The organism is Acidobacteriota bacterium (assembly GCA_026393675.1).
Classification (GTDB): Bacteria; Acidobacteriota; Vicinamibacteria; order Vicinamibacterales; family JAKQTR01; genus JBAXOX01.
The window spans coordinates 35,935-49,229 of the sequence record JAPKZQ010000015.1 but is presented as its reverse complement, the minus strand read 5'-3'; the positions used below and the strand labels follow the sequence as shown (position 1 = coordinate 49,229).

Below are 13,295 nucleotides of genomic sequence, written 5' to 3'. Positions count from 1 at the left end.
GTGAATTTCCACCTCGTCCTGCTCGTCTGTTACTCGGCCGTGTTGCTGGGCGTTGGCTTGGCCGTGAGCCGGCGCGTCCGCAGCGCGAGCAGCTTCTTTGTTGCCAATAGATCGCTCGGCGCGGCGCTGCTCTTTTCAACCGTCCTCGCGGCCAACATCGGAGCCGGTTCGACGGTGGGCGCCACCGGGATTGCATACCGCGACGGGCTGAGCGCGTGGTGGTGGAACGGATCGGCCGGCATCGGGTCGCTGCTGCTGGCCTTTTGGATTGGCCCGCGCGTGTGGCGCCAGGCCACGCAAAACGGTTTCCTCACGGCTGGCGACCTTGTCGAACACCACTTCGGCCGATCGGTGCGCGGCGTGGTGTCGAGCATGCTGTGGTTTGCCACTTTGTCGATTCTCGCCGGGCAGTTGATCGGCATTGCCTGGATCTTGAACGTCGTCGCGGGCATGCCCAAGTGGGTCGGATGCCTCATCGGCGGCGGGCTGCTGACCACGTACTTCGCGGCGGGCGGGCTGCTCGGCGCGGCCTGGGTGAACGTGGTGCAGTTGATGGTGAAGTTAGTGGGCTTCGCCATTGCGCTGCCATTCGTCATCTCGAATGCGGGCGGCCTTGACATGATTCTGCGTCAGGCGCCTGGTGCGATACCCGATGCAGGATATGGGGCGTTCTGGCACGGCACCACTTCTATTGGCTTCGTGGTGCTGATGGTTCCGGCGTTCGTCAGCTCACCCGGGCTGCTGCAGAAGATCTACGGTGCGAGATCCGACCGTGCCGTGCGAATCGGGATTGGCGTCAACGCGGTCATGTTAATGCTGTTCGGGTTCGTGCCGGCGCTGCTCGGCATGGCGGCCCGTCTGCACCATCCCGGACTGGCGCGGGAACTCGCGCTGCCGACCTTGCTCGTCAGCGATCTGCCGGTTGGTGTCGGTGGCCTGCTCCTGGCCGCGAGCTTCTCTGCCGAAGTGAGCGCGGCGGACGCCGTGCTGTTCATGCTGTCGACCTCACTCTCGCAGGATCTCTACCGTCGCTTCATCAACCGTTCGGCCCGCGACAGCCAGGTGCTTGGCGTGGCTCGCCTGGCTGCCGTGGTTGGCGGTGCCCTCGGTATCCTAGTCGCGATCGTGACGCCGACCATCGAGGGTGCGCTCAGCTTCTTCTACGCCATGCTCGGCGCGACCGTGCTCATCCCGGTGCTGGTCGCGACTCACGCGCACGTTGATCGCCGGCGCGAAGTGCTCGTGTCGATTCTCGCGGGAGCTGCGGGTGTGGTGGTCACCCAGTTGTGGGGCGGCATCCGCCCCGGGTCGTTGTGGACGCCGGCGACGGTCGGCGTACTATCGGCGGGAGCGACCTACCTGCTGGGTGTGACGATCGCGAAGATCGCCCGCAACAAGGCGTAGGCGCGTTTCCTACCGCCAGCGGAACAGGGCAAGCAGGTTCGAGTAGTCGTCAGTCCAGACGCGGGCAGGGGGATCCTGGATGGTGCCCCGCCCAGTTGCGGAAGCAGCAGGCGACCGAACATCGGCTCGAGCAGGAACAGCAGGACCGACCCGAGGAACAGGGTGATGGTGAACAGCACGGTATGGATGCGGACGGGTATTGAGGCCAAATTCTATCCGAGCGGCGCCCCCAACCGGGACCTTGACAAGATCAGCACAGGAGTCCAGAGTGAATGAACAGTCATTCAGTCACCGGGGTCCATGATGTCCGCTGCCCTCTCTGCCGTCTCGATCCGCGCCGACGAACCCTTGAGGCCTACAATCCGGCCGTCAGGCGCAAAGGCAGACAAGCACGACGCCATCCTCCGCGCCGCCACGCGCGTGTTCGCGCGCCACGGGTTTTTCAACGCGCAGGTTGCCGATGTCGCCCGCGAGGCCGGCGTGGCCGCCGGCACGGTGTACCTGTATTTCCGGAGCAAGGACGACCTGCTGGCGTCGATCTTCGAGCGTACGATGCGTACGGCCATCGACGAGGGCCGGGCGGCCCTCTCCGGCGTCACCGATCCGCTCTCCCGCCTGACCGCCATCGCGCGGCTTCATCTTGACCGGCTTGGCCGCGACCGCGATCTGGCCATCGTCTTCCAGGTGGAGTTGCGCCAGTCGACCAAGCACATGGAGCGCTTCTCGTCGACGCTGCTGCGCGAGTACCTCGGCATCATCCGCGGCGTGATTGCCGATGGGCAGTCGGCCGGCGTGTTCCGCCAGGACCTCAAGGCGACCACTGTCGCCAAGATCCTCTTCGGCGCACTCGACGAAATGGCCACCAACTGGATGCTGAGCCGCCGCCGGTATGCACTCGCGGCCGACGCCGACGCGGTCGTCGGCCTGCTGGTCGGCGGGCTGCGCACCCCGGCGCCAGGCCGATCGGCTGATGGTGCTACCCTCCCGGCCGTCGACGGCCGGACGGCCCGGAACGAGCGACGTCGACGGTCGAGGCCAGAACAGCGTCGAGGCCCCGGCGCCCGGAAGCGAAGGAGTCCCACATCATGATCCGAACCGTTGGCATCGTCGGCGCGGGCACGATGGGCACCCAGATTGGGGCGCTCTTCGCCAGCATAGGCGTGGATGTCTGGCTGCTCGACCTCACGCCCCAGTTGTCGAAGGAGAGCGTCGAGCGGGTGCGGAAGCTGAAACCGGATCCGTTCTACACGCCAGATGCCGCGTCGCGTATCCGCACGGGCGGATTCGAGCAGCAATTCGACGTCCTGGCCGACTGCGACTGGATCATCGAAGCCGTCGTCGAGCGCGCCGACATCAAGAGGCCGCTGCTCGAACGCATTGATAAGGTCCGGCGCCCTGGCACCATCGTGTCCACCAACACGTCGGGCCTGTCGGTCTCGGCATTGGCCGAAGGGCGGTCGGACGACTTCCGGCGGCACTGGCTCGGCACGCACTTCTTCAACCCGCCGCGCTATCTACGCCTGCTCGAGATCATCCCGACGCCGGCGACCGATCCCGATGTGCTGGCACGCGTGCAGGCATACGCCGACCTCCGACTGGGCAAGGGCGTCGTCGTCGCGAAGGACACACCCAACTTCATCGCGAACCACATCGGCATCCACGGGGTGTTCCGTGTACTCGACGTGCTGGCAACGGGCCGCTACACAATCGAAGAAATCGACGCGATGTCGGGCCCTGCGATCGGCCGGCCCAAGAGCGCGACGTTCCGCACGCTCGACATCGCCGGCATCGACGTCTTCGCGCACGTCGCCCGCACGCTGGCCGAGACGCTCACCGACCCCGATGCGCGTCGCGGCTTCGAGCCGCCACCGCTCATCCAGGAACTCCTCAAACGCGGTTGGATTGGCGAGAAGGCTGGACAGGGCTTTTACAAGCGCGTCAAGCGTCCTGGCGGCGAATCCCAGATCCTGGTGCTCGATCCAGCCACCATGGACTATCGGCCATCGCAGCACGTGTCGCTGCCCGCGCTCGAAGCAGCACGCGCGATCGAGAATCCGGGACAACGGCTGCGAACGCTGTTTCTGGGCAAGGATGGCGTGGGCGAGTTCATGCGGTCGACGCTTGGTCCTTCCCTGCTGTACGCGGCGCAGGTTGCTCCAGATATTGCTTATGGCATCGACGATGTGGACCGGGCGATGCGATGGGGGTTTGGATGGGACACCGGGCCGTTTGAGATCTTCGATGAGATCGGCATCCGGGCCGTGCTCGACGCGGTTCCCCACGGCGGAACAGCGCCCATTCTGGCACAACAGCTTCTCGATGCGGGTCGCGACAGGTTCCGCGATGGCGCGCTCCCGCCCGCCGGTGCGGGCCTCGAGATCCTGAGGTCCGCCAGGGAGCAGTCGCGGATCGTGAAGCAGAACGCGGGCGCCAGCCTGATCGATCTGGGCGACGGGGTGCTGGCCGTCGAATTCCATTCGAAGATGAACGCGATTGGCGGCGACGCCATCGAGATGCTCCATGCGGGCACGCGGGAGGCCGCAACCAACTTCCGCGCCTTGGTTGTCGGCAACGAGTCGGTCAACTTCTCTGCCGGCGCCAATCTCATGCTGTTGCTGATGGAAGCGCAGGAGGGCAACTGGGAAGAGATCGACATGATGGTGCGGGCGTTCCAGGGCGCCACGCTTGCGCTCAAGTACGCGGACGTGCCGGTTATTGTGGCGCCCGTCGGTCTCGCCATTGGCGGCGGATGCGAAATCGTGCTGCACGGTGATCGCGTGCAGGCCGCGGCCGAGACGTATCTGGGCCTGGTCGAGGTCGGCGTGGGATTGATCCCGGCTGGCGGCGGTACCAAGGAGATGCTCATCCGTTGCCTCGAGTCGCGCCTCCCAGGCTCGCAGGCGGACCTGCTGCCGTACGTGCAGCGTGCATTCGAGACCATTGCGTTTGGCAAGGTCGCCACCAGCGGTCCGGATGCAAAACGGCTGGGTTACCTGCGTTCCACCGACGCCATCACGATGAACCGCGATCGGTTGATCGCCGACGCGAAAACGCGAGCGTTGGCGCGGGTCGCGGAAGGCTATCAGCCGCCGGCGCGGCCAACGGCCATCCCGGTGGGCGGTGAGAACCTGCTGGCCACGTTGTCGCTTGGCGTCCACCTGGCACGGCGAGGCGACCGGATCAGCGATCACGACGCACTGATCGGCCGGAAGCTCGCGTGGGTTCTCTCGGGCGGATCGCTGCCCCACGCAACAACCGTGTCGGAGCAGTACGTGCTCGATCTCGAGCGCGAGGCGTTCATCAGCCTGTGTGGTGAGCCGAAGACGCTGGAGCGGATCGGCTACACGCTGAAGACGGGGAAGATACTGAGGAATTAGATCAAGTGCTCGACATCGGTACCGGTCCACCGCTCGTGCTCATTCCCGGCATCCAGGGACGCTGGGAGTGGATTGCGCCGACGGCCCAGGCGCTGGCCCGGACGTTTCGCGTCCTCGCGGTCTCGCTGCCTGGCGAACGCGGTAGTGGCTGCCCGCACGATCCGAGTCTGGGGTTCGAGCTGTTTCTTCGGCAGGTGGACAGCGTGCTCGACCGCGCGGGAGCCGAGTCCGCCGTCATCTGCGGCGTGTCGTTTGGCGGTCTGGTGGGTGCGGCGTACGCGGCGGGTCGGCCGGGCCGGATTCGCGCGCTGGTGCTGGCTTCAACTCCGGGTCCTCGCTGGAAGCCCGACGCCAGAGTGCAGCGCTACGTGAACGCACCGCTGGCATCAACTCCCGCATTCGTCGCGCGCGCGGCAGGCCGCCTCTATCCGGAGGTCGCGGCGGCGCGGCCGGCGTGGGGGCCGCGATTCTCGTTTCTCACCAGCCATCTCGGTCGGATCCTTGCCGCACGGATATCCCCGCGGCGAATGGCGGACCGGATCATGCTCGCGGCCGATGTCGATTTCGTCAGTGTCTGCCGGCGCATCACGGCACCGACGTTGGTGGTGGCGGGCGAACCCGAACTGGATCGCGTGGTGCCGGTCGACGGTATGAAGGATTACGTCGAGCTGATCGCGGACGCACGCATGATCACGATGGCGCGCACCGGTCACATCGGCATGGTGACCCAGGCAGGCGCGTTCGCGGAAGTGGTCAATGCGTTCTGTCCACATCGAGAGGTGGTCGCGTGATTCGTGAGTTCAACGGCCCATCGGGCCGCCTCGAGGCGCTGCTCGATGAGCCGGCGTGGGGGTGCCACATCGGACCGGTCCGCCAGGCGGATGGCAGTGCACCGGCAGCCGACGCGCACCTGGACGATCCGCCCCGCGTCGCGGTCGTGCTGGCGCATCCACTGCCAACCGGCGGCGGCACGATGCACAACAAGGTCGTGTACCAGGTCGCCAAGTCGCTGTGTCGCACGCGCGCGGCCGTGCTGCGCTTCAACTTCCGGGGCGTGGGCACAAGCGCGGGAACCTTCGACGACGGCCCGGGCGAAATGGCCGACTTTCTTGCGGCCCTCGACGTGGTGGCCGCGCGGTATCCCGGGGTCGAGATCTGGGCGGCCGGTTTCTCGTTCGGCTCGTGGATCGCAATGACGGTGGGCGCCACCGACGATCGCGTCTCTGCCCTGATCGGCATCGCTCCGCCAGTCGGGCGCTACGATTTTTCGGCTGTGACCAACAGCCTGAAACCGAAGTTCTTCATCCAGGGCAACCGCGACGAACTGTGCCCGTACAGAGAGACGACGACGTTCTACGCGCACGTGCCGGATCCCAAGGAACTCGTCGTGATTGATGGCGCCGATCATCTGTTCGACGGCAAGACACTCGAACTCGGCGAGGCCGTCGAAGATCTGCTGGCGGATTTCTCCGCCCCGCGCTGATTGGACGCCGCACCAGAGGACCTACTCATGCGAGAAGCCGTCATCGTTTCCGCCGCGCGAACCGCCATTGGCAGGGCTCCTCACGGTGCCCTCCGCACAGTACGTCCCGACGAGCTGGCGGCCACCGCCATCATCGCCGCCCTGCGCCGCGCTTCCGCGCTCGACGCGGCCCTGATTGACGATGTGATCATCGGCTGCGCGATGCCGGAGGCAGAACAGGGTCTGAATGTGGCGCGCATCGCCAGCCTGCGCGCGGGCATCCCGGTCTCGGCCTCGGCTGTGACCGTCAACAGGTTCTGCGCGTCGGGCCTGCAGGCGATCGCGTACGCCGCCGAACGCATCATCGGCGGCGGCGCGGACGTCATTGTTGCGGGAGGCACCGAGAGCATGAGCCTCGTGCCCATGGGCGGCAACAAGGTGTCGCCCAACCCGGCGCTGGTCGACTCTTACCCTGACGTGTATCTGAGCACGGGCCTTGTCGCCGAGAACCACGCGCGCGAATGCGGGCTGTCGCGCGAGGAGCAGGACGCCTTCGCGTTTCGCAGCCACAGCCGGGCGATTGCCGCCATCGACGCGGGCCGGTTTCGTGACGAAATCGTGCCGGTTCGAGTGACGTTGGTCGAGCCCTCTCCTGACGGCTCTGCACCTACTGCCCGCGAGTTCGTGTTCGACATAGACGAGGGGCCGCGGCGCGACACCTCGATGGAGGCACTGGCCAAACTGAAGCCGGCCTTTCACGCCAAAGGCACGGTGACGGCCGGCAACTCGTCGCAGATGAGCGATGGCGGAGCCGCGGTCGTCGTGATGTCGCGCGAGAAGGCCGACGCCATGGGACTGCAGCCGCTCGCCCGGTTTGTCGGCTACGCCACGGCGGGCGTCGAGCCGGAGCGGTTTGGCGTGGGACCGGTGCCGGCGATCAGGAAGCTTCTGGCGCGTACGGGGCTGCGTCTGGAAGACATCGACCTGGTGGAACTCAACGAGGCGTTTGCCGCGCAAATGCTGGCATGCCTGCGCGAACTGCCTATCGATCCCGATCGCCTCAACGTGAATGGCGGCGCGGTGGCTCTGGGCCATCCGCTCGGCTGCACGGGCGCGAAGTTGACGACGTCGCTCCTCTACGAGATGCACAGGCGCGGGTCGCGTTACGGCATGGTGTCGATGTGCGTCGGCGGAGGGATGGGAGCGGCGGGAATTTTCGAGCGGTGTTGAGTGAGTAGACAGTAGTCGGTAGTCAGTAGACGGGATTGGGGATTAGGGATTGGTTGCTGCACGATGCAGCTTCCGAATTCCTGGTCGCCGGTCCCCAGTCCCTGATCCTTAGTCCCGAGGAACACGGAAGGCTGGGTTTTGAAGCCGTGGGTCAGGAATCAGAGATTGGCATCCGGAGTGAGCCAATCCCCAACCCCTAACCCCCAATCCCGAGCAAGAAGGAGTCCCTATGAGCGTGCAGACAGCGTCGTTAGCAACGAGGGGTGGCGGGTGGCTGCTGGCGACGACGGAGCCGTCCGCCATTTTCACGCCCGACCGGTTTACTGAGGAGCACAAGCTCATCGGGCAGACGGCCGACGAGTTTATGTCGACCGAGGTGTTGCCGAACATCGATCGACTCGAGCAGAAGGACTGGGCCTTCGCGCGGCAACTGCTCCGCCAGTGCGGCGAGCTTGGCCTGCTCGGCGCCGACACGCCCGAGGCGTACGGCGGGGTCCACCTCGACAAGATCTCGTCGCTCATCCTGAGTGAGCGTCTGGCCATGAGCGCATCATTTGCCACCAGCTACGGCGCGCAGGTCAACCTGTCACTGCTCGCGATTCTGCTCTTCGGCACCGAGGCGCAGAAGCAGAAGTACGTGCCGCGCCTGGTGACGGCGGAGATCATCGGCGCGTACGGCCTGTCCGAGTCCGGCGCGGGGTCCGACGCGCTCGCCGTGAAAACGCGCGCGATGCGCCAGGCCGACGGCAGCTTCGTCATCACTGGCGAGAAGATGTGGATCTCTAACGGCGGATTCGCGGATCTCTACATCGTGTTCGCCAAGGTCGAAGGCCAACACTTTACGGCGTTCATCGTCGAGCGGGCGTATCCGGGGGTGTCGAGCGGAAAAGAAGAGCACAAGATGGGGCTGCTCGGGTCGTCGACTACGTCCGTGCTGCTGCAGGACGTGCGCGTGCCGGCCGAGAACGTGCTGGGCGAGGTGGGCAAGGGCCACCGCGTCGCCTTCAACGTGCTCAACTTCGGCCGCCTCAAGCTCGGCTTCATGTGCGCCGGGGGCAGCGTCGCGGTGGTTGGCGAGTCGGCCCGCTATGCGGCAGCTCGGCAGCAGTTCGGACATCCCATCGCCACCTTTGGCGCCATCAAACACAAAATTGGTGAGATGAGCGCGCGGACCTACGCGCTCGAGAGCATGCTCTACCGGACGGCGGGCCTGCTCGATGTCGCGATCAACGAACACCAGACGTCGCGCGAAGATATGGCTGCCGTGCTGGCGGCCGGCGAGGAGTATGCCGTCGAGGCCTCAATCGCCAAGGTCGCCGGTAGCGAGGTCGTCGATTTCGTTCTCGATGAGAACATCCAGATCCACGGCGGCAACGGGTACGTGCGCGACTACCCTGCCGAGCGCCACTTCCGCGATGCCCGGGTGAACCGCATCTTCGAAGGCACCAACGAGATCAACCGGTTGCTCATCCCCGGGATGCTGATGCGCCGCGCGCTCAAGGGCGACCTGCCGATCATCCAGGCGGCGAAGAAACTGCAGGATGAGTTGATGGGCCCGCCGCAGATGGGCGCCAGGACGGCCGGCGGGGTACTCGGCGATGAGCAGCAGACCGTCGCGAGTCTCAAGAAGGTCGCGCTCGCGGTGATGGGCGTCGGGATGCTCAAGCACGCCGAGAAGCTTGGCGAAGAGCAGGAAGTGATGATGTCGATCGCCGACATCCTCATCGACACGTACCAGGCCGAAAGCGCCGTGCTCCGGGCGATCGACGCCGCCGCACGATCACTGCCGAGGGCTGCGCTGCAGCAGGATGCCGCGCAGGTCTTCGTCAACGATGCCGCCGCGCGCGTGGAGTTCAACGCGAAACAGGCGCTCGCTGCGCTTGCCGACGGCGACATGCTGCGGATGCACCTGGCCGCGTTGCGGCGCTTGTTGAAGCCTGTGCCAGTGAATACGATTGCCTTGAGGCGCCGGATCGCGGACGCGACGGTCGCCAAGGGGGGATATGTCTTCAGATAGGAAGTTCGGACTCCCGTTCTGCCTGCTTGGGTTGCTGGCGATTGCGGTCGCGTGCGGTGGCAAACCGGTTGATGCCGACGCGGAGTACATCGGGACATTGCAGGCCGAACGGGCAAGCAAGGACGCCGCTTTTCTCTCGGCGGAGAACTCGCCGGTTCCCGCGAGCGCGCGCGCCACCTATCTCCCGCTCAAGTACTTCGCTCCCGATCCCGCGTACGCCGTGCCGGCATCGTTTACGCCCGCGCCGGTACGCACGCCGGCGAAGATGCCGACATCCACAGGGAAGATCCGCGATATGGAGCAGGTCGGCACGCTCGAGTTCACGCTCAAGGGACGGCCACTTTCGCTGGCCGCATTTGTCGAGGCCGACACGCCACCCGATCGGCTGTTCATTCCGTTCAGCGATCTGACCAGCGGCACGGAGACCTACTCCGCGGGGCGGTACCTGGAGATCGATCGCAGCAAGACCGGCGTCTACGTCGTCGATTTCAATCGGGCGTTCAATCCGTACTGCTACTACAACCACGACTACGACTGCCCCTACCCCCCGAAGCAGAACCGGCTGCCAATCCCTGTCCACGCCGGGGAGAAGATGGCGCAGTCCACGATTCCCGCCCGTTGAGATAACGCGGACGCGATCAATCGCGCCCCTGCAACTCGCGCCCTTGGCCCGCCGTAGCCAGCGGCGAAGGCGGCCGGAGCCGCGCCGAAGCCGTAGGCGCCTTCGCTGCCTATGGCAGCTTCGGCGTCCCAAGGGCGAAGGCGGGTGTGCTACCATGCGCGCGCCCGATTTTTGGAAGGAGTTCCCATGCGGCAGCGTGCAAGACTCGCTCTGTGTCTGATCCTGGTGGCGTGCTTCTGGTTGGCATTCGACGGCCTTTCGGCGCAGCAGCCCGCGAAACGCGCCATCACTCACGACGTCTATGACGGCTGGAAGTCCATTCAGGGCACGAAGCTGTCGCGCGATGGCACCTGGCTCATCTACACGCTCGCGCCGCAGGATGGCGACGGCGAACTCGTCATCCGCAACCTGAAGACGAATGCTGAGAAGCGGCAGGCGCGGGGACGTGACGCCGTGTTCACATCTGACGACAAGTTCGTGGTGTTTGCCGTCGCGCCCGTGAAGGCTGAAGTCGACAAGGCCAAGAAGGAGAAGAAGAAACCTGAGGAACAACCCAAGGCTGGTTTCGGCGTGTTGAACCTCGCCACCGGAGAGGGCTTTTCGGCGGCCCGTGTGAAGAGTTTCAAGCTGCCAGAGGACTCCGGCAAGTACGTTGCGTACCTGCTCGAGACGCCGGAAAAGAAGGAGGGCGAATCCAAGGCGGGTGCGAAGCCTGAACCAAAGGCGGAGGCCAAGCCCGAGGCCAAGGCTGAAGACGCGAAGAAGAAGGAAAAGAAGAAGGACCCTGGCACCGAACTCGTCGTCCGAGAACTCGCCACGGGGACCCAAGCGACCATTCCCGAGGTCGTCGAGTACGCGTGGAGTAAGGACGGCGCCTGGCTCGCGTACGGCGTGTCGTCGGCTGCCAAGACACCCGACAAAGACGGAGCGTACGCGCGGCGATCGACCGATGGAGTCACCAGGACGCTCGTCTCCGGCCTCGGCCACTACAAGGGACTGTCCTTCGACGACAAGGCCGCGCAACTCGCCTTCCTGGCAGACCGCGACACCTACAAGAACGACGTCACGACCTACAAGCTCTACTTGTGGCCAACGGCGACTGAGGCCGCCGTTGAGTTGGTTGCCGAGGGAACCAAGGGCATGCCCGACGGGATGGCGGCCAGTGAGAACGGCACGCTCGACTTCTCGAAGGATGGTACGCGGCTCTTCTTCGGCTACGCGAAGCCGCCGGTGCCCGACCCGCCCGAGGATGCACCAGAACCGGTCAAGGTCGACATCTGGCACTGGAAGGACGCCGAACTGCAGCCGATGCAGAAAGTCCGCGCCGAAGAAGAGAAGAAGCGCAACTACCAGGCCGTCGTCTACCCAAAGGACAGGCGCATCGTCGTGCTCGCCAGCCCGGACATGCCGACGATCAGGCTGACGGAAGACAATGCGATGGCGATTGGCGTGTCCGATGTGCCATACCGCCAGCAGGTGTCCTGGGACATGGGCTACAACGACTACTACCTTGTCAGCCTCCAGGATGGGAGCCGCCAGAAAATCCTCGACAAGTCGCCGTTTGACGCGCGGCTGTCTCCCGGCGGCAAGTACGTCATCTACTACGACGCCAACCAACACGAGTGGATCGTCTACCAGGCCGCCGACCGCAGACGGATCAACCTGACCGCGAACCTCGGCGTCAAGTTCGAGAACGAATACTGGGACACACCCGATCTGCCTGGCACGTACGGTATTGCCGGATGGACCGATGGTGACAGGTCGGTGCTGTTGTACGACCGCTACGACATCTGGGAGATCCGCTTCGACGGCACGGCGCCGCGGATGATCACCAATGGAGTGGGCCGCAAGCAGAAGCTCGTCTTCCGCTATCAGCGCGTTGACGGCGACGATGCGGGCGGGGCGGCGGGACGCCGACGCGGGCCAACTGGTTCAGATCAACCCATCAAGCTGGACAAACCGCTGCTGCTCGCCACCACTGACGATGTGACCAGGGCGAGCGGCTTCTACAGGGTGAGTGTTCCCCCGGTGCCGGCGGCTCCGGCAACCGACCCAAGGGCTCCGAAGAAGGTGGAGGCGAAGAACACGAAGGCCGCTCCGCCATTGCCGGCACCGCCGCCAATCGCGGACCCGTCCAAACTGGTGATGCTGAATAAATCGGTCGGGGGCCTCGTCAAGGCGAAAGATGCCGAGGTGTATCTCCACACCGAGCAGCGTTTCGAGGAATTCCCCAACTTGTGGGTCAGCAGCGGGACCTTCGGCAACCCAACGAAGATCTCCGATGCCAACCCACAGCAATCCCAGTTCATCTGGGGCCGATCCGAACTGGTCGACTACCGCAACGCTGATGGGAAGGTGCTGCACGCGATCCTGACCAGGCCGGAGAACTTCGACCCGGCGAAGAAGTACCCGTTGATGGTTTACATCTACGAGCAGTTGACCGCGGGCCTGAACCGGTACGTGGCGCCGGCGCCTGGTTCGAGCAGCATCAACGTGGCGCGCTATGTCAGCAACGGCTACATCGTGCTGCAGCCGGACATCGAGTACGAGATCGGGTATCCGGGCGAAGGCGCCCTCAAGTGCGTCATCCCGGCGGTCCAGCACATCGTCGAGCAGGGTTACATCGATCCGGCGCGCATCGGCATCCAGGGTCACAGCTGGGGCGGCTACCAGATCAGCTACCTGATCACGCGCACCGACATGTTCAGGGCCGTCGAGGCGGGGGCATCCGTGGTGGACATGGTGAGTGCCTACGGCGGCATCCGCTGGGGCACGGGCATGTCGCGTGCGTTCCAGTACGAACGCACGCAGAGCCGCATCGGCGCGCCGCCGTGGCTGCGGTCGCTGCAGTTCATCGAGAATTCCCCGATCTTCTGGGTTGAGAAGGTGAACACGCCGTACCTGACCATGGCCAATGATGACGATGACGCGGTGCCGTGGTACCAGGGGATTGAGTTCTTCACCGCCTTGCGGAGACTCGGCAAGGAAGCCTACATGTTCAACTTTAACGGGGAGAAACACGGCCTGCGGGAGCGCGAGAACATGAAGTACTGGACCGTGCACATGGCCGAGTTCTTCGACCACTACCTGCTGGGGGCGCCGCTGCCGCAGTGGATGGAGAAGGGCGTGCCGTACCTGGAGCGCGGCAAGAGGGACATGACGCCGTTCTACGGTAAGAAGTGA

The 13,295-nt window shown here is 65.0% G+C and carries 9 protein-coding genes; all 9 read left to right on the top strand.

The window, feature by feature from the left end:
* The 9 genes from NT151_04945 (at nucleotide 1) to NT151_04905 (ending at nucleotide 13,295) form a co-directional block, all read left to right on the top strand.
* Nucleotides 1-1,404, top strand: coding sequence for a sodium:solute symporter family protein (locus tag NT151_04945; GenBank protein ID MCX6538269.1), 1,404 nt, complete (start codon nucleotides 1-3; stop codon nucleotides 1,402-1,404).
* A 348-nt stretch (nucleotides 1,405-1,752) separates the two neighbouring features.
* A complete protein-coding gene (locus NT151_04940; GenBank protein MCX6538268.1) occupies nucleotides 1,753-2,493 on the top strand; it encodes a TetR/AcrR family transcriptional regulator in 741 nt (246 codons plus the stop codon).
* Nucleotides 2,490-4,781, top strand: coding sequence for a 3-hydroxyacyl-CoA dehydrogenase NAD-binding domain-containing protein (locus NT151_04935; protein MCX6538267.1), 2,292 nt, complete (start codon nucleotides 2,490-2,492; stop codon nucleotides 4,779-4,781). Before NT151_04940 ends, NT151_04935 begins: the two co-directional genes overlap by 4 nt.
* Nucleotides 4,782-4,786: 5 nt before the next feature.
* Entirely contained in the window at nucleotides 4,787-5,572 is a 786-nt protein-coding gene (locus NT151_04930; GenBank protein MCX6538266.1) for an alpha/beta hydrolase, read from the top strand.
* The gene (locus tag NT151_04925; protein MCX6538265.1) at nucleotides 5,569-6,264 is read left to right on the top strand and encodes an alpha/beta fold hydrolase; all 696 of its coding nucleotides are present in this window, start codon (nucleotides 5,569-5,571) and stop codon (nucleotides 6,262-6,264) included. Before NT151_04930 ends, NT151_04925 begins: the two co-directional genes overlap by 4 nt.
* 27 nt (nucleotides 6,265-6,291) lie before the next feature.
* Nucleotides 6,292-7,473 carry an acetyl-CoA C-acyltransferase gene (locus NT151_04920; GenBank protein ID MCX6538264.1) on the top strand — a complete coding sequence of 394 codons (1,182 nt, stop codon included), beginning with the start codon at nucleotides 6,292-6,294 and terminating at the stop codon, nucleotides 7,471-7,473.
* A 229-nt stretch (nucleotides 7,474-7,702) separates the two neighbouring features.
* Complete coding sequence (locus NT151_04915; GenBank protein ID MCX6538263.1) at nucleotides 7,703-9,490, top strand: acyl-CoA dehydrogenase family protein; 1,788 nt, start codon at nucleotides 7,703-7,705, stop codon at nucleotides 9,488-9,490.
* Entirely contained in the window at nucleotides 9,477-10,112 is a 636-nt protein-coding gene (locus NT151_04910; protein ID MCX6538262.1) for a DUF1684 domain-containing protein, read from the top strand. The genes NT151_04915 and NT151_04910 overlap by 14 nt, the downstream gene beginning before the upstream one ends.
* A gap of 186 nt (nucleotides 10,113-10,298) precedes the next feature.
* Nucleotides 10,299-13,295 carry a prolyl oligopeptidase family serine peptidase gene (locus tag NT151_04905; protein MCX6538261.1) on the top strand — a complete coding sequence of 999 codons (2,997 nt, stop codon included), beginning with the start codon at nucleotides 10,299-10,301 and terminating at the stop codon, nucleotides 13,293-13,295.